The organism is Orlajensenia leifsoniae (assembly GCF_004570845.1).
GTDB classification, from domain to species: domain Bacteria; phylum Actinomycetota; class Actinomycetes; order Actinomycetales; family Microbacteriaceae; genus Orlajensenia; species Orlajensenia leifsoniae.
Genome location: NZ_SPQZ01000007.1, coordinates 143,892 through 166,889 on the forward strand (window position 1 = coordinate 143,892; position 22,998 = coordinate 166,889).

The following is a 22,998-nucleotide window of genomic DNA, read 5'->3' on the forward strand; positions in this document are numbered from 1 at the left end:
TCCTTGGTGCGGTTCTCTAGAGTTTCGGCTGTCGCAGGCGCGAGCGCGAGCCGTTGGTGTAGATCGCCTCGACGATCGAGTCCGGGCTGAGATCGCCCGTCAGCTCCTGGCGCACGACTCCGTCGCCGAAGACGAGGATGCGATCGCAGAGCAGGGCGAGTTCGTTCTCGTCGGAGCCGGCGACGATGATGGCCCGTCCGTCGCGCGCTGCGGCGCGGATCGCGGCAACGAGGGTGTGCCGCGCACCGACGTCGACGGCCTGCGTCGGCTCGTGCAGGATGAACAGCATCGGCGCCGTGGCGAGCCACTTGGCCAGCAGAATCTTCTGCTGGTTGCCGCCACTGAAGGTCTTGACGAGGGCTTTCGGCGCGCGCGGGCGCACGTCGAGCCGGTTCATCCACTCGGCCACTCGGTCGCTCTCCGGCCCGCGCCGGATGGGGAGGAGCGCGCGCTTGGATCGACTCGTCTCGGGGAAGGTGGCGTTCTCGGCTGCAGACAGATTCATCGCCAGTCCGGAGAACTCACGTCCTTCCGGCACGAGGGAGATGCCGGCCTCGATCGCCGTCGCTGGCGACAGACCCTTGAGGGCGACGGTACCGCTGGGGAGCGTCACGCTGCCGGCGGTCGCCGGGGTGACGCCGCTCAGCAGGTAGGGGATGTCCTCGTAGCCGGAGCCGACGAGGCCGGTGAGGCCGAGCACCTCGCCCGGGGCCACCTCGAGGGAGACATCTGTCACGCCGAGCCCGGTGAGACCCTCGACGCGCACGGGCACGGCATCCGCTGCGATGACTGGGAGCTCACGTCGATCGAGGTCGTCGAGATTGCGGCCCAGCATGAGCGCGGTCAGGTCGGCTTCATTCAGGCCGACGACCTCCCGGCCGCTCTCGACCACTCGCCCGTCGCGGAGCACGGTCACCCGGTCTGCAGCGTCGACGATCTCCTCGAGACGGTGGGTGATGAGGAGCACGGCGGTGCCCGTCGCCACGATCTCATCGAGGATCTGGAAGAAGTGCTCGAGCGAGCGTCGGCCGAGGGCGCGGGTCGACTCGTCGAAGATGATCAGTCCGGTGCCGGCGTGGGCGTCCTGCAGGGCTCGGGCGATGGCGACAGTGGCCCGCTCCTCCTCGCGCAGGGTGCCGACCTTGGCGTCGAGCGGCACCGACCGGCCGAGCCGCTCGAACACGTCGGTCGCTGCCTGACGCTCGCGACGCCAGTCGATGCGGTGCAGGAACCTGGAGCCGGTGAGACGCCCGACGCGCATGTTCTCCAGTACGCTCTCGCTGTCGACCAGACCGAGGCTCTGGTGCACGACGGCGACGCCGCGGGCACGCGACTCGTCCGGACGCACCGGAAGCTGCAGCGGCACTCCGTCGACCGCGACGCTGGCGCCGGGGTCTGGCGTGTACAGGCCGGTGAGCACCTTGGCCAAGGTCGACTTGCCCGAGCCGTTCTGCCCGATGAGGCCGTGGATCTCGCCCGGACGTACGTCGATGGCGACATCGCGCAGCACCCTGTTGTTGGCGAACGTCATCCACAGGGACTCGACCGACAGGCGTGGTACCGGAGGCGAGAGCGTCGCCGCTCCCGCCTCCGATGGCTGGGACAAGGTCACTTGACGCCCCAGAGTGCGCTGAACTGCTCGGGGAAGTCTGTCGGGCCGTACCATTCGCCCGACAGTTCGGCCTCCTCTGTGAGGGTGACATCAGCGATGGTGTCCTGGGTGAACAGGCGCACCGGGATGCTGTACTCGGGAAGCTCGACGCCGGCGATGAGGCGCAGGGCGGCGTCGGCATCGACCCAGCCCTGGAACGCCGCAGCCTGGCCGGCGGCAGCGTAGAGGAAGTTCTTCGCCTGGAGCTGCTGCAGGCCGCCGAGCAGTACCGAGCCCGTGACGCCCTTGATGGACTCGACGCCCGACTGCTGCACACCCTCCTGCGTGGGCTGGAGGTACTGCTGGAACTGCGACTCCACGTAGGTGATGTCGGGGTTCTTGAGAAGCGCAGAGCTGGTCGACGAGGGAATCAGCGACTGGTTGGCCGAGGAGACCTCGTTGATGGTGATGGTGCAGTCGGGGCACTCGCTGTCGTAGACGGCCTGGCCGGCCGCGACGAAGACAGCGGGTGCTGGGCCGTCAGTGCCCTGGTTGATGAGGACGTCTGCTGCGGCGCCGGAGTCCAGAGTGATCCACTTCGCGAGGGCCTCCTGCATCGCGGACCCGCCGGCCGGAATGTAGGCCAGGGTGTCGGAGGCGGGGTGCTTGTCATCGATCACCTGGTTGCTGATGATGACCGGGATGCCGGCAGCCTGAGCAGCGTCGAAGGCGTTCTGGCCGATGCCGTAGGGGATGGCGTCGGTGATGATCGCCGCGGCCTGGGCCTGGGTGCCCTGGGTGATGCAGGCGCCGATGGCCGTCGGTGTTCCCTCACCGTCGCAGACCTGGACGGTGGCTCCGACGCTGTCGAGAGCCGCGGTCAGCGTCTTCTGCGTCACCGCGAACTGTGGTGACTTGCTGGTGACGGGGATGTAGTAGAACACCTTGCCCTTCGCTCCGCTCACATCGGAGACGGGCTCGGTGGGCACGGGATAGGCGTCGAGCGGCTTCTCCAGCGCGGCGACGGAGGTGGCGAGCTCCGAGTCCGCCGCGGCGGTGGAGGTCGAGTCACCCGCCGATGCGGCACCGGTGGAGTCTGCCTCGCACCCGGTGAGTGCGAGCGCCGTGATTGCGATGGTGCCAGCCGCGGCGAGCATGCGAACCCGTCTGGTGCGGATCAGTGAGGCTGTGTTCATGGTCGTTCTCCTATTTGACAGCATTGGCAAGGGATGAATCAGAAGGGCGGATCAGGACTGCATGGGTCGTGCGGACAGTTGACTAGCGGGCTTTCTTGTTCAGGACGGTCGAGATGGTGACGGCGATCACGAGCACTCCGCCGTAGAACACACTCGAAACCCACGAGGTGGCTCCGAGCAGCTGGAGTCCCAGCACGCCGGTCGCGAGGAAGTACACGGCGATGAGCGTGCCGAGGGGGTTGAAGCGGCCCGGCGTGAGGATTGCTGTGCCGAGGAAGGTGGCGGCGAACACCGGCAACAGGTAGCTCTGCGAGACGGCGGGGTCGAACCCGCCCGTCGCGGCCGCGGAGATCACGCCGCCGAGCCCGGCGATCAGGCCGGCGAAGGTGAAGGCGCCGAACCGCACCCGCGTCACCCTCACCCCGGCGAGCCGACTCACCTCGCGGTTCTCACCGACGAAGCGCATGTTCCGCCCGAGCGGGGTGAAGCTCAGGATGTAGGCGAAGCCGAGCATGAGAACGACACCCAGGTAGAAGCTCACCGGCAGTCCGCCGATCTTGAACAGCGCGATCTGCGAGAAGTACGGCGGCAGGCCGCTAACCGGGGTGAGATTGCTGATCCAGAGGGCGATGCCCAGGATGAACGTGCCCATGCCCAGGGTGACGACGATCGTATTGACCCCGAGTTTCACCACGAGCCAGCCGTTCAGTGCTCCCACCGCCGTGGAGACGGCGATCGCGATCACGGCGGCGACCCAGGTCAGAACGTTGTAGTTCACGTTCAGCACGGTGACGAGGATGGCTGCGAGCCCGAAGTTCGAGGCGACGGAGAGGTCGACGAACTCGCCGACGATGATCGTGCAGAGGAGGGCGGCCGTGAGGAACACGAGTGCCTGCTGGCTGCCGAAGATGGTGCGGAACGAACCGAGCGTGAGGAAGGTCGTCGGCTCGAGAAGTCCGAACAGGATGATCAGCAGAATCCACACGCCGATGACGGCGAAGCGTGAGCTGAACCAGCCCAGCGAATCACGGAACGATCTCTGCGACGGAGTGTGCGCGTTCACCGCTCCCGTATAGGGATCGGTGGTTGCTGTCGCGGCGCTCGAGGTGTTGGTCATCCGGTCGTGCTCCCAGTTCTCGCTCTCTGCGCACGGCTGTGTACGCATCGACACTCGCCGGCTGCATCGCTGGAACCGAAGAGATATCGTGTGCGAAATCATATGCGGATCCGGAGCTCATCTGTAGCAATTTCTCGCTCATTTTGGAGCGTTCTCTGTTAAATACCTGTTCAGAAGGGTTATATGAATTTCGGCTGCGATGTAGTGCTCGCAACACGAAAGGTGGGATGGAACACTCTTTGGTTGAAATCGTGTGCGATCTTCCATACGATCAACGCACGCCTCACAGCTGAGCGCGGGTCAGCCGGCCCTCGAACCCGCTGCGGGATGTCGATGCAGAGAGAAGGGCGACAGATGGGAGACCTCATCTCACGCGATGTCGGCTACAGCCATGACGGATGCAGCATGCTCGGCTATCTGGCACTGCCCGACACTTCCGATGATGCCGAGCCTCTGCCCGCGATCCTCCTGGTGCACGATGCCTTCGGACTGACCGGCGACATGATCGCCACGGCCGAGCGCTATGCGGCGCTCGGCTTCGCCGTGCTCGCCGCCGATGTCTGGGGCGATCGCACCACGCCGGCGACGGAGCCCGAGATCGGCCCATTGATCGGTGGCATGGCTCGCGATCGCGAGCGGTGGATGGGCCGCATCGCCGCGGCGCACGAGGCACTCATCGTGCTGCCCGAGGTGGATGCTGCATCGGTCGTCGCGATCGGCTACTGCTTCGGAGGCTCCTCGGCGCTGGAATACCTGCGTATCGGCGGCGACATTCGCGGTGCCGTCAGTATCCACGGCGGACTGGATCTTCTCGCTCCTGACTGGAGCGCCTGGCCGGCGACGGATGTGGTGACGGATGAAACGACATCCGTTCACGTGCTCCTCTGCACCGGCGCCGACGACCCGATGGCAACGGCGCCCATGCGGACGCAGCTCGAGTCGTCGCTGAGCGCCGCCGGCGTCGACTGGGAGACCGATCTCTACAGCGACACGAAGCACGCCTTCACCAATCCGAAGTCGGCCTTCTCGCCGATGCCCGACGTCGTCGCCTACAACCCGCGGAGCTCGGCTCGCGCGTGGGCGTCGACAACTCGATTCCTGGCAGAACTCTTCCCGGAGGCGCAGCTGGCCTGACCGGCGCACCCACATCGAACCACCCGTGCCGTGACCATGGCGGTCAGGCGCAGAGAAAGAGGAACACGTGACCACCACACTCGACATAGCCATCATCGGCGCCGGGCCCGCCGGCCTCGCTGCCGCGCTTCGCCTGCACCAGCGCGGCTTCCGCCCGCGTCTGTACGAATCAGTTTCCGAGCTGAAGCCGCTCGGTGTCGGGCTCGACGTGAAGGTCTACGGCACCAAGGAGTTCGACGAGCTCGGTCTGCTCGAGGAGTTCCGTGCGATCTCCGTCGACGCGCAGGAGTCGATCTTCTACAACAAGTACGGCCAGGAGATCTACGCCGAGCTCTGCGGCACCCACATGGGGTACCTCTACGAACAGCGCTTCGTGCACCGCGGTCGCCTGCAGATGCTGCTCTACCGCACCGTGATCGAGCGCCTCGGCGAGGATGCCGTCGTGCAGGGCGCCCGCTGCCTCCGCTACACGAACCACGACGACAGCGTCACGCTCGACCTGCAGCACACCGACGGCACGACGTCGCAGATCGAGGCCGACATCGTGATCGCCGGCGACGGCATCAAGTCGGTCGTTCGACGCCAAATGCACCCCGAGAGCTCGGAGCCCACGTACTCGGGCATCACCATGTGGCGGGGCACCACCCTCATGGAGCCCTTCTTGACCGGTGGCACCATCCTGCACATCGGCGCCCCGCAGATCTCGAGCATGATCGTCTACCCGATCGCCGACGACTTCGAGGGCTCGGGCCTCACCCTGGTGAACTGGGTGGTCGAGGCCACGCGGGACGAGACCGTGGAGGACTGGAACCAGCTCGGCACGGTCGAGGAGATCCTGCCCTACTACGACGAGACCGACCTGCCCTTCCTCGACGTGCAGCAGATGCTCCGCGACGCCCGCGAGGTGTACCTGTTCCCGCTCATCCGTCACGAGCCGCTGGAGTCCTGGGTCGACGGGCGGGTCGTGCTCATCGGCGACGCCGCTCACGCCATGTACCCGCGGGGAGGCAATGGTGCCTGCCAGTCGATCGTCGACGGGGCGGTGCTCGCCGAGAAGCTCGCGACGATCGACGACCCCGCCGAAGCGCTCCAGGCCTTCCAGGACCAGCGCCTGACCATCGTGAACAACATCGTGCTGTCGCACCGCGGTGAGGGCTACGAGGTGATCCGCCGCATGGTGGAGGAGCGTACGGACGGCGAGCGCTTCAGCGACATCGAGGACGTGCTGCCGCTCACCGAGGCCGACGAGATCTTCAGTAAGTACCACGCCCTCGCCGGCCAGCCACGTCCTGGCCACGAGACCGGCCAGGCGACGGGCTTCCGCACCTGGCAGCTCGCGGAACGATGAGCACGGACATGCCTGTCCAGACACCGGATGCCGCCACGCGAGCGGAGCTCCTCGCCGTCGAGGAGCGCCGCTGCCAGGCGCTGCTCGCCGCCGACGTCGCGACGCTCGACGAGTTGTTCGACGACAGCATCGTGCACATCCACGCGCCGGGGCTGACGCACGACAAGGCCCAATTGCTGGAACACGTCGCCACCCGCCAGGCCTACCTGAGCATCATCCGCGGCGAGCTCGACGTCAGGCTGGTCGGTGACGTCGCCATCCTCACCGGACCGATCTCCAACCGCCTGCGCAACCCCGACGGCAGCGAGCGTACCGTCGAGGGCGTCGTCACCCAGGTGCTGCGCCGAGACGATACCGGAGTCTGGAGCTATCTCAGCTTCCAGATGACACCCATCGGCGAGCAGGTGTGGGGTGTGCTGCCCTCGCAGCAGGTCGAGGACGACGAACAGGAGACCTCATGAAGCTCGCCCGATTCCGCGTCGGGGACGGCCCCACCCGCATCGGTCGCGTCGATGCCGGCCGGATCACCGATATCTCAGATGTGCCTGGCGTCGGCACCTCGTTGCGGGCGATCCTCCCCGAGCTCACCACCTTGGCGCCGGCGATCCTCGCGGCTGATGGCGAGAGCCATCCGCTCGAGGCCGTCGTCCTCGAGGCTCCCATCGACGACCCGCAGAAGTATCTCGGAATCGGCATGAACTACAGGGAGCACGCCGAGGAGGCGCGAGCTGCCGGCATCCCCACACCCACGACCCAGCTCTGGTTCAACAAGCAGGTCTCCTGCATCGGCGGACCCTACGATCCGATCGTCAAGCCCGATGTGTCTGATGCCCTCGACTACGAGGTCGAACTCGCCGTCGTCATCGGCCAGCGGTGCAAGCACGTCGCCGTCGAGGATGCGCGTGCGGTCATCGCCGGCTACCTCGTCGCCAACGACGTGTCGGTGCGCGACTGGTTGCAGAAGCTCTCACCCACGTTCACGCTGGGCAAGTCCTTCGACACCCACGGCCCGATCGGCCCCTGGCTGACGACTGATGACGAGATCGACGACCCCCTGGCACTTCGGATGCAGCTCTCGGTCAATGGCGAGGTGCGCCAGGACTGGACCACCGACGACATGATCTACGACATCTACGAGCAGATCGCCTATCTCACCCAAGTGATGACCCTCATGCCCGGCGACATCCTGGCCACGGGAACCCCAGCCGGCATCGGCGCTCCGACCGGGCGCTTCCTGAAGGTCGGCGACATAGTGCGCGCCGAGATCGACGGCCTGGGCGCCATCGAGAACCGCGTCATCGCCGAGAGCCGCTGACCTGTGCCACGTCGCGAGAGCATCGAGCTGCCGGGGTTCGGCCACGCCAACCCGATCCCGGCAGCGAGCCGCATGGGCCCCTTCCTGTTTTCCGGGGTGCTCACCGGCCGGGATCCCGAGACCCATCGGATGGCGAAGACCCTCGACGAACAATGCGCCAACGTGTTCACCCACGTACGCGCGCTGCTCGCCGCCGCCGGCGGAAGCACCGACGACATCGCCAAGATGACGTTCTGGCTCGCCCACTACCGCGACCGCGACGCACTCAACCGCGAATGGGTCGCGATGTTCCCGGATGCCGCCAGCCGACCTGCCCGCCAGGCGATGGCGGCGCAGCTCGACGGCGGCTCCCTCGTCCAGTGCGACCTGGTAGCCGTACTCGACTGAATCGTGCCGCGGCAACGAGTGGCAGGGCGCGACCGTGCTCAGGGAACGACGATGTTGAAGCCGGGGTCGCCCTGGTCGAGCACGCCGAGCAGGGTCGTCAGAACAGACCCGTCACCCGTGATGTCGAGACCGGGAGAGCTCATGTCGCCGGCCAGGACCCCGAGCAGCCGACCCTTCGTCGTGCTGATCGACGCCGTCGCGTCAGGGTCCGCCGACGCCTTCCGGGAGATCAGCACCCCGTTGCGGAGGGTGAGGCGATAGGCCGTGTCCAGATCGGTGAACGTGACGTTGATCGACAGGTCGAGGTCCCAGGCCTTCGGGCCGTCGACGCAGATGGCGATGGCGTCGAAGAGCTGTTCCGGTGTCAATTGAGCCAGGATCGCCGGCGCGGAGGTGGCGGTGGGAGTTCCGAAATTGCCGTCCCGCAGCTCGGTGGCACCCGAGAGGAAGAAGTTGCGCCACGTTCCGTTCTCCGACCCGTACGCCAACTGCTCGAGGGTGTCGGCGAGCAGCTCGCGTGAGGGTCCGTGGTCCGGATCGGTGAAGACGGCATTGTCGAGCAGGGTCGCCGCCCACCGGAAGTCCCCGCTGTCGAAGGCAGCCTGGGCGAGCTCGACGACGCGGTCGAGACCGCCGATCGCGTCGACGTAGCGCTTCGCCTGCTCGGCCGGCGGATGCGGCCAGAGCCGGGCCGGGTTGCCATCGAACCACCCCATGTACCGCTGGTAGATCGCCTTGACGTTGTGGCTCACCGAGCCGTAATACCCGTGGGTGTTCCAGGCCGCCTCGAGTGCTGGCGGCATCTCGATCATCTCGGCGATCTCGGCGCCCTGATATCCCCGGTTGATGAGCCGGAGGGTCTGGTCGTGCAGGTAGGCGTAGAGATCGCGTTGCAGCGACAGGTACTCCACGATGCGCTCCCCGGTCCATGTCGGCCAGTGGTGCGAGGCGAAGGCGACATCCGCTCGGTCAGCGAAGGTGTCGATCGCCTCCGTCAGGTATTGCGACCAGATGTGCGGGTCGCGCACGAGAGCTCCCCGCAAGGTCAACAGGTTGTGCAGGGTGTGGGTCGCGTTCTCCGCCATGCAGAGCGCGCGGTACTTCGGGAAGTAGAAGTGCATCTCCGACGGCGCTTCGGTGCCCGGCGCCATCTGGAACTCGATCTCGACGCCGTCGATGACGTGAGTCTCGCCGGTGGTGGTGACCTCCAGCGTCGGCGGGATGACCCCGACCTCACCGGCGGATGTCGTCTGTCCGAGGCCCGCACCGACCTGACCCTGCGGTCCACGTGCCAGGACGGCACCGTACATGTAGCCGGCGCGGCGTGACATCGCGGTGCCCGCATAGACGTTCTCGGAGACGGCGTGCTCGATGAATCCTTCGGGCGCGATGATCTGCACTGTGCCGGCTTCCACCTCCGCCTCGCTCGTGACGCCGAAGACACCGCCGAAGTGATCGACATGGCTGTGGGAGTAGATGACGGCGACGACCGGCCGTTCGCCTCGCTGAGCGCGGTACAGCCCCAGAGCAGCTGCGGCGGTCTCGGTCGAGATGAGCGGGTCGATCACGATGATGCCGGTGTCACCCTCGACGAAGGTGACGTTCGAGAGGTCCAGGCCGCGCACCTGGTAGATCCCCTCCACCACCTCGTACAGCCCTTGCTTCGCGACGAGCTTCGACTGACGCCACAGGCTCGGGTTCACGGATGCCGGCGCCTCACCCTCGAGGAAGGCATAGCTCCCGGCATCCCACACGACGTGGCCATCCGGGCGACTGATGATGCCCGGTTCCAGTGCTGCGATGAATCCGCGATCGGCATCCTCGAAGTCGGCGGAGTCGTGGAATGGCAGGGACGCCGCGGCGAGGCGCTGTGCCTCCTCGACGATCGGGGTGACGGGCTTGCTGTTCATGGTTGCCTTTCGTCGAGGGCAGGAGGCCACTCTCGACTATGGCACCGGTGCGCAACGCAAATCCATCATCGGGACGAATCGTGGTTCACGAGTCCGACGCGGACAGGCCTGAGGGGGCCATCCGGCCCCCTCCGACGCGACCAGGCCCGTGGTCGGGAGGGTTCGGGTCGCCCCCGACCACGGACCCGTGCACCGCGGTGCAGCCCCTGTACGCTCCCGAGGCGAAAGCCTCGAGAGTTCCTGCGGGATGTCCCGCAGGTACGAGAAGTGCCACCACCTGACAGTGCCAGGCCGCTCGAGCTCCAGCCCGAGGACGGGATCGCCGCTCGGACCGAAGCGTCGATGCTCACGAGCCTCCGGGGGTGAGGTCACCGATCCGAGGACTCGTAGCACTCACGATACGTGTCCTCCAAAATGAGGACAACGAGGTTCCCGGCCCCACTTCGGGGATCGGACGCCCCGGCATCCGTTCGAAGAGTCAACTAGGGAGGCTCTCGGATGCCGGCCGCGACGCGAAGAGGTTGAGGCCGAGCGCCTTCGACAGGAAGCGGGTGGCGCTCTGGCCGCGCACGCTGTTGCCGGCGGCGTCGAGTCGAGGGGAGTAGGTGGCGAGGCCGCCCTTGCCCGGCGCGATGGTGATGATGCCGCCGGACACACCGCTCTTGCCGGGCATCCCGACCTCGAAGAGCCACTCCCCGGACATCTCGTAGAGGCCCGTCGTCGCCATGACGGCGAGGGTGTCCGCGCACACCTCCTCGCCGACCACACGTCGGCCCGTCACCGGGTTCACCCCGCCGTCCGCGAGGGTCGCCGCCATGACGGCGAGGTCGCGGGCGGACACCAACAGCGAGCACTGCATCGTGTAGATGTCGGTGACCTCGATCGGATCGCCCGGCAGGTGGCCGTAGCTCTGCAGCAGGCGGGCGATCGCCTGATTGCGATGATTGGCCGCGGCCTCGGACTCGTACACCACGGTGTCGATCTCCAGCTCACGGCCGGCGAACGCCGAGAGTCCGTCGCGGATGAACGCCCAGCGGGACACGGCCGTCTCGCCGGGTGCGAGGGCCGTCGTGGCGAGGGCACCGGCGTTGACCATGGGATTCATCGGCCGGCCGCCGTTCAGCTCCAGTGCCATCACGGAATTGAACGGAAGCCCGGTGTTGTTGACTCCGATCGCCCGCCACACCTGCTCGTGGCCGAGCGCCTCGCAGACCAGCGCGAAGACGAACGCCTTCGAGATCGACTGGATCGAGAACAGGTGATCGGCGTCGCCGACAGCGCGCGCGTCGCCGTGCACCCCGACGATCGCCAGCCCGAACAGTGCAGGATCCGCCGTGCCCAACGACGGGATGTAGTCGGCGACGGCGCCGTCGTCCAGTGACGCGAACTGATCGTGTGCCTGCTGCATGAGGGCTGCGACGCGCTCGGCGTTCGGCAGTGAGCCCGTCGAGACCTCCCGTGGCAGGTCCGTCTGGAGTTCGGTGTCCCGACCGCTCACATGCAGCTGGGCTCGTGCCTCATTGCGCTCCGTCTGCGGCATCGTCTACTCCGATCTGAAGTTCATTGCGAAGTCGACGAGCAGACGCGCCCCGAACCCTGTGGCGCCCTTCGATCTCCAGGCCTCGTCCGTGGTGGACTGCATCGTGCCGGCGATGTCGAGATGCGCCCACGGGATGCCGTCCACGAACTCGGCGAGGAACAGGGCAGCCGTCGTCGCGCCGGCGTGGGGTCCGCCGAGGTTCGAGATGTCGGCGATGTCGGAGTCGAGCTGCTTGCGGTAGCTCTTCTCCAGGGGAAGCTGCCAGACCGATTCTCCGGATGCCGCCCCTGCATCCTTCACGCCCTCGATGACAGCCTCGTCATTGCCGAGGAGGGCGGCGGTCGCCCCGCCGAGTGCCATGAGCGCGGCTCCGGTCAGCGTCGCGATGTCGACGATGGCGTCGGGCTTGCCCTCGCTGGCGAGCACGAGCGCATCCGACATGACCAGACGACCTTCGGCATCGGTGTTCTTCACCTCGATGGTGGTGCCGTTGCGTGCGGTGAGCACGTCGCCGAGCTTGTAGGCGGAACCGGACGGCATGTTGTCGGTGCACGACAGGAACGCCGTGACGGCGGTGGGGGAGTCGAGGTCGCGCAGAGCCGTCACAGCACCGAGCACGGCGGCGGCGCCACCCATGTCCATCTTCATGAGCAGGTGCATGGGGTCCGATGGCTTCAGGCTGATGCCGCCGGAGTCGTACATGATGCCCTTGCCGACGAACGCGACGTGGCGGCCGTTGGCGGAGGACGGCGCCGGCGTGAAGCTGAGCCTGATCATGCGCGGCTCCTCAGCGCTGCCGGCGTTGACGCCGAGCAGGCCGCCGCACCCCATCTCGATGAGCTGGGCCTTGTCGTACGACTCGACGTCGAAGCCGAACTCGTCGCCGAGCTGCGCCGCGATGTCGGCCAGGTCGGTGGCGGTCAGGTGGCTGGGTGGGGCGTTCGCCAGGTCGCGGGCGAGTGCGGCGCTGCGCGAGGTCACGACGCCCCGCCGGATACCCGTGGCGAGTTCGTCGACGGATGCCTCGGCCACGGCGATCTCGACCGCAGCGAGGGGCGTGTCCTTCGGAGCCGACTGGAGGGCGGAGAATCGGTACCGGGCGAGCAGGATTCCTTCGGTGATCACGGCACCGGCCTCAGCGGCCGAGACGGCCGGGTTCCCGGGCACGACCAGCCCGATGCGGGCGGACGCCTTCGCTGCACGGGCGAACGCCGCCGCGACATCGCGCAGCGTCGAGCCCGTGAGCGCAGCGTCGCCCGCACCCACGGCGATGAGCTCGGCGCCGTCGTTCGTGGGCACCAGCAGCGTCTCGCCCGTCTTGCCCGTGAAGCCGGCGCGGCCGAGGGCGGCGCGGTCCAGGCCGACCGCGGCGGGCACGTCGCCGTCGGTGCCGATGACGTAGCCGATCGCCTCGAGGGCGGCATCCGGAGTCTCGACAGCCGCCACTGCGATGGCGCGCCAGGCCTCGAGCGACGGGATGGCCGTGAAGGTGGCCGGGATGATCTTGTAGGCGCTGGAGGTCATGCGCTGTCCTTCCGGGTGGTGGCCGCAGCGGTGAAGCCCGCAGCGGTGTATCCCGCAGCCGCGGCGTCCTCGTCGGCATCGGAGATGGTGTCGTCGACGATCGCGTCGGGATCATCGGGCTCGAGTCTCTCCGGGAGTTCGTCGCGCATCCGTCCGGGCATCCGTCCGGCCGGGATGATCGCCAGAAGCGCCAGGAAGGCGAGGGCGAGCAGGGAGATCTGCAGGGCGCGCAGGCGCGCGTCGGCGTTGACAGCCAGGGCCGCGACCACCTGCAGGGGAGAGGCGGATGTCTGAGAGAGCACGTCCTTCAACTGGGCGTTCGTGATGAAGTTCGTGTTGTCGAGATTCACCTGCGAGATGAGGGCCGGCGGGAGTTCGGGATGCTCCTCGGCCGTGGTCGCGACGATGCCGCTCAGCACTCCGACGGCGAAGACGCTGATGACGGCGATGCCGACGCTTCCCGACAGGTTGTGCACCAGCCCGCGCCAGGCGCCCACGTCGCCGGCGAGCTCCTTCGGCGCCGCCGAGAGCAGCGTGTTGAAGACGAGCGCGACGATGGCACCCTGGCCGAGGCCGAGCAGGATGAGTCCGAGCACCACCAGGAACTGCCCCCAGTCGTTGCGGATGGTGAACGCCAGCAGAGTGAGGGCTGCGGCCACCACGATGAAACCGCCGCGAGCGAGTTGGCGCGGAGGGAAGCGCGAGTACAGGGTGGCCACGAACGTGCTCGCCACGAAGATCGACAGCGTGTACGGGATGATCGAGAACGACGTCTGGATGCTCGAACGGCCCTGCACCACCTGGATGTAGAGCGGGATGAGGAAGTTGGCCGCGGTGCCGACGAAAAGCATGATCGCCATGCAGGCCGTGACAGCCCGCTCGGATCCTGTCGCGAGCACGCGCAGGTCGAAGATGCGGGGGAGCTTCGCGGCCTGACGGCGTCGGAGCCAGAGGAAGAATCCCTGACCCACGATGAGGCCCAGCACCACGAGGATCGGCGCGGGCGAGACGCCGAGGATGTCGAAGGGGGCCTGATCCGTGGCCAGCACGAGGCCCCACGAGTTGAGGCCGCTGAAGCCGAAGCTCAGCAGGATGATGGCGATGGCCGCGAGCACGGCGCCGGTCCAGTCGATCTGCAGCAGCGGCTGCGAATCGACCTTCTTGAGCCTGAAACTGAGCAGCAGGTTCACCGCTCCGAGTGCCGCAACGAGGGCGAAGGAGTAGCGCCAGCCGATCGTCGAGGCGAAGGTTCCGGCGATGAGGAGCGCGAGCACACCGGCAGCGGGGATGGCGGCGGCGAGGAGGCCGATCGCCTGGGCCTGCTGCTTGCCGTTGTAGTTGCTGGCGATGAACACGACGAGGGCCGGGGCGATGAGGGCGATGACGGCACCGGATGACGCCTGCGCGACGAACAGCATCGCCGGGCTCACGCTCAGGGCGACGGCCAGCATCGCGACAGCGTGGATGACGACGGCGATCTGGAACACGCGCCGGCTGCCGAAGCGGGCTCCGAGCTTGGCGCCGAGCAGGATGAAGGCGGCCATCGCGAAGGTGCCCGCCGTGATGGCCGTTCCCACCGAGGTGGCCGGGGTGTCGAGGTCCGTCGTGATGCCCTGCATCGAGACCGTCAGCGCGTTCACGGCGAAGGATGCCTGGATCTGCGTGAGGACGACGACGATGAGCGGCAACCAGCTCGTCGCTCGGATCGCGGTGGATGCCGCCGGGTTCGCCGGAACACTCATGGGGACCTCCGTCTGCAGGGTGTGGGTGCACCCGTTATGGCATCAGTCTGGCCTACAGCCGAGAGGTGGGGCCAGTGACGCGGCGGGCGAAGATGAATATCCGTCGACCCGCTCGGCTACAGTCGGCGCTGTGACGGATTCCGCGCTGACGCTCATCATCCTGGCGTTGGCCGTGGTCGCCTTCATCAGCGGGCGCATCCCCACCGGGCTCGTCGCCATCGGCGTCTCGCTCGCCCTGCTCGCCACGGGCGTCATCGACCTGCCCCAGGCATTCGCCGGGTTCGCCGATCCGGCGGTCATCCTCATCGCGGCGTTGTTCGTCGTGGCGGAGGGACTCGACGGCACGGGCCTCACCGCCTGGGCCGGCCAACAGCTCGTGCGCCGCGGAGGCGGCGACCTGCGCAGGCTGACCGTGCTCGTGATGATCGTCGTCGCCGTGCTCTCGGCCCTCATCAGCGTGAACGGCGCCGTCGCCGCACTGCTGCCCGTCGTCGTGGTCATCGCATCGCGCATCCTGGTCGCTCCCGCGAAGCTGCTGCTGCCACTCGCCTTCGGCGCGCACGCGGGGTCGCTGCTCACCCTCACGGGCAGCCCGGTCAATGTGCTCGCCTCGGAGTACGCCGACGACGCGACGGGGCATCCTTTCGGCTTCTTCGACTTCGCCGTGGCAGGCCTGCCCATCGTCATCGGATCGGTGCTGCTCGTGCTCGTCCTGCAGCGATTCGTCATCCCCGCCCGCACCCCGGCCACGATGCCGCGCGACCTCAGCGACCAGGCTCGGGTTCTCCTGCGTGATTACCCCGGACTGCGAACGGATGCCGCACAGCCGCCCCTGCTCGACGCCGAGTCGGGCGTTGCCGAGGTGCTCGTGCCTCCGCGGTCGGCGTTCGTCGGAGCGACCGTGTTCCCCGGCATGGTGACCGAGAGCGGCGACCTGGTCATCCTGGCGGTGCAGCGAGCCGGCGAGCAGCTGGAGAACGGCGACATCGTGCTCGAGGTGGGAGACGTGCTGCTGCTGCAGGGCGACTGGGACGCCCTCGATGCGAACCTCACCGACCCGGCCGTCGTCGTGGTCGATGCGCCGAACGCGGTGCGTCGTCAGGCCGCCCCGCTCGGCCGTCGTTCCTGGACGGCGCTGGTCATCCTCGTGCTCATGGTGGTCGCGCTCGCCACGGGCGTGTTCCCGCCCGCGGTCACCGGCCTGCTCGCCGCCGGGGCGATGGTGCTCACCCGCAGCGTGACCGTCGAGCGGGCGCACCGCTCCATCTCCTGGACCACCCTGCTGCTCGTGGCCGGCATGATCCCGATGTCGACGGCCATCACCCAGACCGGAACCGCCGAGCTGATCGCCACAGGGCTCATCGGCATCGTCGGCGACTCCGGTCCGCTCGTCGTGCTCGGCGCGCTCTGCCTGGTCGCGCTGGTGTTCGGCCAGCTCATCAGCAACACCGCGACGGCGCTCATCATCCTGCCGATCGCCATCTCGGTCGCGACGGAGATGCAGGTCTCGCCGCTGCCGTTCCTCATGGCCGTCGCCGTGGTCTCGGCCGCAGCTCTCCTCACGCCTGTCGCCACGCCGGCGAACCTCATGATCCAGGGCCCGGCCGGCCTCCGCTTCGGCGACTACTGGAAGCTCGGGCTGCCCGTGATGGTGGTCTTCTACGCCGTGGCCGTGGGCATCGTGCCGCTGGTCTGGCGGTTCTGAGCGGCGCGAGCGCTCGCTCGCTCCGATCGCTCACTCCGGAACGACGTCGCCGGGCCTCTTGTCGGATCGGATGCCGCGCCACGTCGGATGCCGCAGGCTGCCGGTGCGCGTCCATCCGGAGAACTCCACTTCGCCCACGAGGGTCGGCGCCACCCAGTGAGCATCGCCGGCGTCCTCGCGCGGCACGGAGATGAACGGGTTCTCGGTCTGGGCGAGGGGCTCGAGGCGCTTCATGACGCGCGCGAGGTCCTGGTCGCGGAGCCCGCTGCCGACGCGGCCGACGTAGCGCAGCCCCTCGGGAGTCGGCAGTCCGACGAGCAGCGACCCGAAGGTTCCCGCGCGGTTTCCCTTGCCGGTGCGCCAGCCGCCGATGACCACCTCCTGAGTGGAGAGGTGCTTGATCTTGATCCAGACGCCCGACCGCCGACCCTCCTCGTAGTGCGAGCCGGTCTCCTTGGCGACGATGCCCTCGAGCCCGAGGTTCCTGCTGAACTCGATGGCGCTCTCGGCGTCGCCGTCGAAGGCGTCGGGGACGGCGATGGGCGAGCCCCGAGGCGCGTCGATCACCTTCGCGAGCTGCGTGCGGCGGGTCGAGTAGGTGTGCGCCGTGAGGTCTTCGCCGTCGAGTTCGAGCACGTCGAACAGGAACAGGCGCACGGGGCGCCGCTTCCTGGCCGCCTCGATCTCGCCGGGCTTGACCAGGTTCATGCGCTCCTGCAGGAGCCCGAAGTCGGGCCGGCCTGCGGCATCCGTCGCCACGATCTCGCCGTCGAAGACCCCGGAGCGCACGTGGGCGACGTCTGACAGGGCGATGAGTTCGGGATAGGCCGCCGTCACGTCGTTTCCGTTGCGCGTCATGAGGCGCACGGAGTCTCCTTCGATGGAGGCGATGGCACGGATGCCGTCCCACTTCATCTCTATGGCCCACTCCGGCCCGTTGCCGAGGTCGGCGAGGGAGCCGGCCCGCGCGAGCATGGCCTGGTGCGCGGCCGGCGGCACCGGCGCGTAGCGGCGCCGAGCTGCGGGGGAGTAGTGCGGGGTCGTGGACTTCATGCGGTGCAGCAGCCAGTTCGACTTCGCGCCGTCACCGGCACTCGTGCGGATGAGCGCGATGCGCACGGGCTCGCCGAGTCCGCCGGCCGCCGAACCCGTGAGGGTCACGATCACCTCGTCGTCGCGCCACTTCTCGAGCTCGTAGCTGCCGGAGTCCCAGATGCGCATGGTGCCGGCGCCGTACTCGCCGGCGGGGATCGTGCCCTCGAAAACGCCGTACTCGAGCGGGTGGTCCTCGGTCTGCACGGCGAGGTGGTTGCGCCCGGGATCGGCCGGAACCCCCTTGGGCACGGCCCAGCTCACCAGCACTCCGTCGTGCTCGAGGCGCAGGTCGTAGTGCAGCCGACGGGCGTGGTGCTCCTGGATGACGAAGCTGCGGCCGTCGGTCTGCGTGCCCACGGCGTCGGGAACGGGCTCGGGGGTCTTCGCGGCGTCGCGCTTCGCCCGGTACTCGCTGAGTCGATCGCTGCCGGATGCCGCAGCCGCCGTGGCGCGCTCACCGTGCGTGGCAGCATCCGGAACCGGACCCACGCCGGCATCGATGGCGGCCAGCGCATCGCCCTGCTTCGCCACCCTGGTGAGGACCTCGTCGTACTCGAGCTGTGCGAGGCTCGGCGACGACAGCTCCTTCCAGGTGCGCGGAGCCGCCACGGTCGGCCGGAAGCGCCCACGCAGGGAGTACGGAGCGATCGTGGTCTTGTTGCCGTTGTTCTGGCTCCAGTCGACGAGCACCTTGCCCGTGCGCAGGGTCTTCTTCATGTCGCTGACCACGAGGTCGGGGTGATCTGCCTCGAGAGCGCGGGCCAGCTCGCGGGCGACGGCCGAGACCTGGTCGGAGGTCTGCCGCTCGTCGAGCTGCGCATAGAGGTGGATGCCCTTGCTGCCGCTCGTGACCGGCAGCGGGTCGAGGCCCATGCCCATGAGGATGGTTCGGGCGAGACGGGCGACCTCGGCGCATTCCGCGAGTCCGATGCCGTCGCCGGGGTCGAGGTCGAGCACGATGCGGTCGGGATTCCGGCGTGCGCCATCGGCGGTGAACCGCCACTGCGGCACGTGGATCTCGAGGGCAGCCGCCTGGGCCAACCAGGCGAGAACGGCCGCATTGTTCACGAGGGGATAGGTGTTGTCGTGATCGGAGTGCGGGATGTCGGCTCGCGGAACCCAGTCGGGCGTGCCGGCGGGCAGGTCCTTCTGGAAGAACGTCTGGCCCGGAGCATCCGGCGTCCCGACTCCGTGCACCCAGCGCTTGCGCGTGGCCGGGCGGAAGATCACGTGCGGGAGCATCACCGGGGCGATGGCGGCGTAGTACCCGAGGACGTCGGCCTTCGTGGTACCCGACTCGGGGTAGAGGACCTTGTCGAGATTGGAGATCTTGAGGCGGTGCCCGGCGACGCCGACGAGCTGCGAACCCGAAGCCTTCGCCATCACATCCTCCAGCCGAGCCTGTCAACCCACGCGGCAAACCTAGCCGATACGGGTGTTGCGGGTGTGTACTGGTCGGATGAGGTCCATCTGGAAGGGCGCGCTCTCGTTCGGGCTCGTCAACGTGCCGGTGAAGCTGTACAGCGCCACGGAGGATCACGACGTGGGTCTGCATCAGGTTCACGACGCCGACGGCGGTCGCATCCACTACGAGCGGCGCTGCGACGTGTGCGGCAAGATCGTGCCGTACGCGCACATCGACAAGGCCTACGACGACGGCGAGCGCACGGTGGTGCTCACGGCCGACGACCTGGCCGCCATGCCCGCGGAGCGCTCGCGCGAGATCGAGGTCGTAGAGTTCGTGCCGAACGAGCAGATCGATCCGATCATGTTCGACAAGAGCTACTTCCTCGAGCCAGACGGCGCGTCGCCCAAGGCCTACGTGCTGCTGCGCCGCACCCTCGAGTCGACGGACCGCACGGCCATCGTGCGTTTCGCCCTCCGCCAGAAGACGCGACTCGCCGCCCTGCGCGTGCGAGGCGACGTGCTCGTGCTGCAGACGCTGTTGTGGAGCGACGAGGTGCGCGAAGCGGCGTTCCCGGCGCTCGACGAGACCGTGCGCATCTCGAGCAAGGAGCTGGAGCTCTCCTCGAGCCTCGTCGACTCCTACGCCAGCGACTTCACGCCCGACGAGTTCGTCGACGAGTACCAGAAGGAACTGCGCCTGCTCATCGAGCGCAAGCTCGAGCAGGGCGACGCCATCGACACCGAGGCGACGTTCGGCGAGGTCCCCGAGAAGGAGGAGGGCGGCGGCGAGGTCATCGACCTGATGGACGCCCTGCGCCGCAGCGTCGAGAGCGCTCGCGGGTCGAAGTCCGGCGATGGCACGAAGTCCTCGGGTGCCGGTACTGCTGCGAAGAATGGATCGGGTTCTTCGAGCTCGACTGGCTCGTCGGGTTCATCGAAGGCGAGCGCGTCGAAGAAGGCAGCCCCGAAGAAGGCCACGGCGTCGAGGAAGACATCCGCCAAGTCGGATTCCGACTCGGATGCCGCCCCGAAGCGGAAGGCGCAGTGATCCGCGCAGCAGGGGGCGCGTCGTGGTGCGCCTGAGGCACGTCGAGCCGTACACCAGCCCCGGGTACACCCGTCGACGCTCCGGCAAGGGCTTCAGGTACCTGGACGGCGCCGGGCGCGCACTCGAGTCGGACGAGCGTGCACGCGCCGAGGCCCTCGTCATCCCGCCGGCCTGGACGGACGTGTGGATCGCCGACAGGCCGAACGCGCACATCCTCGCCGTCGGCGTCGACGATGCCGGGCGACGGCAGTACATCTACCACCCCGACTGGACCGCCGCCCGGGACGCCGTGAAGTTCGATCGCATGCGCGAGCTCGCCGCCGCCCTGCCTACTGCACGTGGGCGCGTGACGCGCGACCTCGCCGTCGAGGGGCTCTCACGCGAGCGCGTCCTCGCCACCTCGTTCCGCCTGCTCGACCTCGTGGCAGTGCGGGTCGGAGCCGAGGCGTACTTCGAGGCGAACGGGAGCTTCGGGCTCTCGACGCTCCTGGTGCGTCATGTGAAGCTCGACGGCGAGGTCATGCGCCTGGCGTTCCCGGCGAAGAGCGGCCAGAAGATGCAGGCCGAGGTGACGGATGCCGCCCTCGCCGCGGTCTCCGCGGAACTCCTGGAGCGCACCCCGCGCTCCCGCTACCTGGCGTGGCAGGACGAGAACCGCTTCAGGGCCCTCGGCGGCGCGCAGATCAACGAGTACGTGCGCACGGCCACCGGGGGAGACTTCACGGCCAAGGACTTCCGCACTCTGCGCGGCACGATCGCCGCGGCGTCGGCGCTCGCTGCGGCCGGTCCGGCGTCATCCGAGCGGGAGGCGAAGCAGGCGGTGCGCGCTGCGGTGGTCGCGGCATCCGAAGTTCTCGGGAACACCCCGACTGTCGCGAAGGGCAGCTACATCGACCCGACAGTCATCGACCGCTATCTCGCAGGGGAGACCATCGCGCTGACGGGTTCGCCCGAGAAGGCCCTGCTCGCTCTGTACGAGCGCGACTGAACCGGCTCGTTCAGGCGAGCGGGCGTCAGGCGAACTGGCGTCAGGTGTTCAGCGTCAGGCGCTCAGCGTGTGCCGGACGGAGGCGTCCTCGTATCCGCCGAGGGTGCCGATGAAGGCGGCCTGTCCGGGGTTGTAGGGCAGACCGGGGAATGCCGGGGCGCCGGGGTAGGCCGGGTACCCACGCGAGGAATGTCCATAGGCCCGCACCAGGCGGTCGTCGACGATGGTGCCCAGGTAGTCGCCATCGGGGGTGACGGCCTCGGCATCGCCCCAGGGGAACCAGCCGATCCACTCACCGGTCGGATCGAAGAGATACGTGCTCTCGGTGGTCGCCCTGAAGGCGATCCAGTCGCCGGAGAGGTCGTAAAGGTACTCGGTCATTCTGATTCGCCTTCGTTACGCGTTTCGGGTCGCGGGAGGTGAATGAAGTAGGGGGTTCAATCAGGAGAATCATGCCGCCCGAACGGGGGCGACGCAAGCATTTCCGTCATATTTCCTTCCATCGAGTCAGGATTTCATCAATTCCCGCGTCCGAGGGGCACGAAATCGTCCTTTCCAGGGTCCGGATGCCGCAGATCGGCGCGCTGCGTGTCGATCAACCCCGAGCGATCCTCATCATCCGCTGGTCGAGTAGCCCCCGAGCGCAGCGAGGAGGCGTATCGAGACCACTTCTCGGCCGGCCGCACCCGACCGATCCGCAGGCAATGCTCCCGTCCTCGATTCGCCGCCTGATCGGGACTCCTCCCCAGTCAGCAATCTCAGAATGTTGTCCCGATTCGCCCTGAGGGACCCTCGTTTTTGAGACAATGGATTCATGCCCGCACCGGCCCAGTTGCTCACCGGAATGACCGCCTCTCTGGCGTCGTCCGGGGTGTGTGCGGCCACGTTCGCGGCGTTGGCCGATGACGAGTTGCTGTCGACGCAGAGCGCGTTGACGGGGCCTCGGCAGGTACTGGATCGGTGGGCGGCATTGGCTGCGGCCGAGATCGCCCGCCGCTCCACCCCCGAGCACGGTCTGGGGTCGTTGGCGCGCCGATCGGGCTTCACCGACGCCGACACGCTCGTCGTCTCGATGACGGGGTCGACGAAGGCTGAGGCGCGCTCGTTGGCCAGGGTGGGTGAGATGATTGCGGTGACGGATGCCGCCACCGACCTGGCCGCAGCCCGCGACGCCCACTCTCGGGCAGACACCGATCTTGCCGCCGCGGTGCCGCCGGTGGAGGTGCCCTGGTACGCCGCCCTGGCCGACGCCGTCACCGCCGGGCGGATCTCGGTCGCGGTGGCCGACGTGATCCAGACTGGTCTCGGCGAGCCCACAGACGACGTCACGCCCGAGTCCCTCGAAGGTGCCCTGACCGACCTCCTCGCCGAACTGCTCGGACCCGACGGCACTCGACGCGTGCATGTGTCCGAGGCGCGGAGAGCGGCGCGGGCAGCGCGAGACGACATCGACACGGCCGGGGTTGTGGTGCGGGAGGCGGTGTTGCGGAACAAGCAGTACTGGCGCACCTGGACCGCAGCCGACGGGATGTTCCACGGCGAGTACGCATTAGATCCCGAGAACGGTGCCCTGGTCACTGCCATCCACCACCAACTGACTCACCCACGACGGCATGCGACCGGAGCCCGGCGTCCGTTCGGTGCTCCGCCGAACCGGCAGGACCAGTACGTCGACCGCTCCATCCGGGAACGCGACGCCGCTGAAGGGCTCGTCCAGCTTCTCAGGGCAGGCGCATCCGTCGACCCGATGCGCCTCCTCGACGCTGAAGCTCCGTCGGTGCGGGTGGTCGTCAACGAACAGGCGCTGCGCACCGGGGACGGGTTCGGTGCCGTCGAGGGCCACCCGGGCGCCGTCTCCCTGGCGAGCGTCGAACGCGGACTGTGCGCCGGCTACCTGCCCGTACTGTTCTCCTCGACCGGGCAACCGTTGAACCTCGGACGCGACGAACGC

18 protein-coding genes are annotated in these 22,998 nt (G+C 68.0%); 9 read left to right on the forward strand and 9 right to left on the reverse strand.

The features are described 5' to 3' along the window. Positions 1-16: 16 nt before the first annotated feature. The 3 genes from E4M00_RS16080 to E4M00_RS16090 form a co-directional block, all read right to left on the reverse strand. Positions 17-1,531 (reverse strand): sugar ABC transporter ATP-binding protein, encoded by a 1,515-nt coding sequence (locus E4M00_RS16080; protein WP_204773027.1) that lies wholly within the window; start codon positions 1,529-1,531, stop codon positions 17-19. A 77-nt stretch (positions 1,532-1,608) separates the two neighbouring features. Continuing rightward, on the reverse strand, positions 1,609-2,787 hold the full coding sequence (locus E4M00_RS16085; protein ID WP_204773028.1) for a sugar ABC transporter substrate-binding protein: 1,179 nt from the start codon (positions 2,785-2,787) through the stop codon (positions 1,609-1,611). An 82-nt stretch (positions 2,788-2,869) separates the two neighbouring features. Next, positions 2,870-3,904 carry an ABC transporter permease gene (locus tag E4M00_RS16090; RefSeq protein ID WP_135121489.1) on the reverse strand — a complete coding sequence of 345 codons (1,035 nt, stop codon included), beginning with the start codon at positions 3,902-3,904 and terminating at the stop codon, positions 2,870-2,872. A 354-nt stretch (positions 3,905-4,258) separates the two neighbouring features. Between E4M00_RS16090 and E4M00_RS16095 the strand changes: the two genes are divergently transcribed. The 5 genes from E4M00_RS16095 to E4M00_RS16115 all read left to right on the forward strand — a co-directional run bounded on the left by E4M00_RS16095 (position 4,259) and on the right by E4M00_RS16115 (position 8,088). Further along, positions 4,259-5,038, forward strand: coding sequence for a dienelactone hydrolase family protein (locus E4M00_RS16095; protein ID WP_167756930.1), 780 nt, complete (start codon positions 4,259-4,261; stop codon positions 5,036-5,038). A gap of 67 nt (positions 5,039-5,105) precedes the next feature. Further along, positions 5,106-6,386, forward strand: a complete 1,281-nt coding sequence (locus tag E4M00_RS16100) for an FAD-dependent monooxygenase (protein ID WP_135121491.1) — start codon at positions 5,106-5,108, stop codon at positions 6,384-6,386. Positions 6,387-6,394: 8 nt separating this feature from the next. Next, on the forward strand, positions 6,395-6,847 hold the full coding sequence (locus E4M00_RS16105; RefSeq protein WP_204773029.1) for a nuclear transport factor 2 family protein: 453 nt from the start codon (positions 6,395-6,397) through the stop codon (positions 6,845-6,847). Continuing rightward, positions 6,844-7,701 (forward strand): fumarylacetoacetate hydrolase family protein, encoded by an 858-nt coding sequence (locus tag E4M00_RS16110; protein WP_135121493.1) that lies wholly within the window; start codon positions 6,844-6,846, stop codon positions 7,699-7,701. Before E4M00_RS16105 ends, E4M00_RS16110 begins: the two co-directional genes overlap by 4 nt. Before the next feature lie 3 nt (positions 7,702-7,704). Continuing rightward, positions 7,705-8,088 carry a RidA family protein gene (locus E4M00_RS16115; protein WP_240037219.1) on the forward strand — a complete coding sequence of 128 codons (384 nt, stop codon included), beginning with the start codon at positions 7,705-7,707 and terminating at the stop codon, positions 8,086-8,088. 38 nt (positions 8,089-8,126) lie between these two features. Here E4M00_RS16115 and E4M00_RS16120 read toward each other — a convergent pair whose 3' ends face one another. The 4 genes from E4M00_RS16120 to E4M00_RS16135 all read right to left on the reverse strand — a co-directional run bounded on the left by E4M00_RS16120 (position 8,127) and on the right by E4M00_RS16135 (position 14,804). Beyond that, entirely contained in the window at positions 8,127-9,998 is a 1,872-nt protein-coding gene (locus tag E4M00_RS16120; RefSeq protein WP_135121494.1) for an alkyl/aryl-sulfatase, read from the reverse strand. A gap of 478 nt (positions 9,999-10,476) precedes the next feature. Then, complete coding sequence (gene glsA, locus E4M00_RS16125) at positions 10,477-11,538, reverse strand: glutaminase A (RefSeq protein ID WP_135121495.1); 1,062 nt, start codon at positions 11,536-11,538, stop codon at positions 10,477-10,479. A gap of 3 nt (positions 11,539-11,541) precedes the next feature. After that, positions 11,542-13,062, reverse strand: coding sequence for a leucyl aminopeptidase (locus E4M00_RS16130; RefSeq protein ID WP_135121496.1), 1,521 nt, complete (start codon positions 13,060-13,062; stop codon positions 11,542-11,544). Then, the gene (locus E4M00_RS16135; RefSeq protein WP_135121497.1) at positions 13,059-14,804 is read right to left on the reverse strand and encodes an MFS transporter; all 1,746 of its coding nucleotides are present in this window, start codon (positions 14,802-14,804) and stop codon (positions 13,059-13,061) included. Before E4M00_RS16135 ends, E4M00_RS16130 begins: the two co-directional genes overlap by 4 nt. On the opposite strand from E4M00_RS16135, the gene E4M00_RS16140 reads away from it, so the two are divergent. Then, positions 14,740-16,509, forward strand: coding sequence for an SLC13 family permease (locus E4M00_RS16140; RefSeq protein ID WP_135121498.1), 1,770 nt, complete (start codon positions 14,740-14,742; stop codon positions 16,507-16,509). The genes E4M00_RS16135 and E4M00_RS16140 overlap by 65 nt on opposite strands. A gap of 30 nt (positions 16,510-16,539) precedes the next feature. On the opposite strand, the gene E4M00_RS16145 is transcribed toward E4M00_RS16140, so the two are convergent. Beyond that, positions 16,540-18,987, reverse strand: a complete 2,448-nt coding sequence (locus E4M00_RS16145; protein ID WP_135121499.1) for an ATP-dependent DNA ligase — start codon at positions 18,985-18,987, stop codon at positions 16,540-16,542. A 76-nt stretch (positions 18,988-19,063) separates the two neighbouring features. Between E4M00_RS16145 and ku the strand changes: the two genes are divergently transcribed. Together ku and E4M00_RS16155 are read left to right on the forward strand one after the other, a co-directional pair. Further along, the gene (ku, locus tag E4M00_RS16150; RefSeq protein WP_135121500.1) at positions 19,064-20,059 is read left to right on the forward strand and encodes a non-homologous end joining protein Ku; all 996 of its coding nucleotides are present in this window, start codon (positions 19,064-19,066) and stop codon (positions 20,057-20,059) included. A 22-nt stretch (positions 20,060-20,081) separates the two neighbouring features. Then, the gene (locus tag E4M00_RS16155) at positions 20,082-21,047 is read left to right on the forward strand and encodes a DNA topoisomerase IB (protein ID WP_240037221.1); all 966 of its coding nucleotides are present in this window, start codon (positions 20,082-20,084) and stop codon (positions 21,045-21,047) included. Positions 21,048-21,101: 54 nt separating this feature from the next. Here E4M00_RS16155 and E4M00_RS16160 read toward each other — a convergent pair whose 3' ends face one another. Continuing rightward, positions 21,102-21,428, reverse strand: a complete 327-nt coding sequence (locus E4M00_RS16160) for a hypothetical protein (protein WP_135121502.1) — start codon at positions 21,426-21,428, stop codon at positions 21,102-21,104. A 433-nt stretch (positions 21,429-21,861) separates the two neighbouring features. Here E4M00_RS16160 and E4M00_RS16165 point away from each other — a divergent pair. After that, positions 21,862-22,998: DUF222 domain-containing protein (locus E4M00_RS16165; RefSeq protein ID WP_135121503.1), on the forward strand; the 1,137-nt coding region annotated here is incomplete at its 3' end.

Coding starts and splice junctions, on each gene's coding strand:
- E4M00_RS16105 (WP_204773029.1), top strand. CDS start 6,395: ATGCCTGTCCAGACACCGGATGCCGCCACGCGAGCGGAGCTCCTCGCC.
- ku (WP_135121500.1), top strand. CDS start 19,064: ATGAGGTCCATCTGGAAGGGCGCGCTCTCGTTCGGGCTCGTCAACGTG.
- E4M00_RS16135 (WP_135121497.1), bottom strand. CDS start 14,804: ATGAGTGTTCCGGCGAACCCGGCGGCATCCACCGCGATCCGAGCGACG.
- E4M00_RS16110 (WP_135121493.1), top strand. CDS start 6,844: ATGAAGCTCGCCCGATTCCGCGTCGGGGACGGCCCCACCCGCATCGGT.
- E4M00_RS16085 (WP_204773028.1), bottom strand. CDS start 2,787: ATGAACACAGCCTCACTGATCCGCACCAGACGGGTTCGCATGCTCGCC.
- E4M00_RS16095 (WP_167756930.1), top strand. CDS start 4,259: ATGGGAGACCTCATCTCACGCGATGTCGGCTACAGCCATGACGGATGC.
- glsA (WP_135121495.1), bottom strand. CDS start 11,538: ATGCCGCAGACGGAGCGCAATGAGGCACGAGCCCAGCTGCATGTGAGC.
- E4M00_RS16080 (WP_204773027.1), bottom strand. CDS start 1,531: ATGACGTTCGCCAACAACAGGGTGCTGCGCGATGTCGCCATCGACGTA.
- E4M00_RS16130 (WP_135121496.1), bottom strand. CDS start 13,062: ATGACCTCCAGCGCCTACAAGATCATCCCGGCCACCTTCACGGCCATC.
- E4M00_RS16140 (WP_135121498.1), top strand. CDS start 14,740: ATGAGCGGCAACCAGCTCGTCGCTCGGATCGCGGTGGATGCCGCCGGG.
- E4M00_RS16145 (WP_135121499.1), bottom strand. CDS start 18,987: ATGGCGAAGGCTTCGGGTTCGCAGCTCGTCGGCGTCGCCGGGCACCGC.
- E4M00_RS16090 (WP_135121489.1), bottom strand. CDS start 3,904: ATGACCAACACCTCGAGCGCCGCGACAGCAACCACCGATCCCTATACG.
- E4M00_RS16120 (WP_135121494.1), bottom strand. CDS start 9,998: ATGAACAGCAAGCCCGTCACCCCGATCGTCGAGGAGGCACAGCGCCTC.
- E4M00_RS16160 (WP_135121502.1), bottom strand. CDS start 21,428: ATGACCGAGTACCTTTACGACCTCTCCGGCGACTGGATCGCCTTCAGG.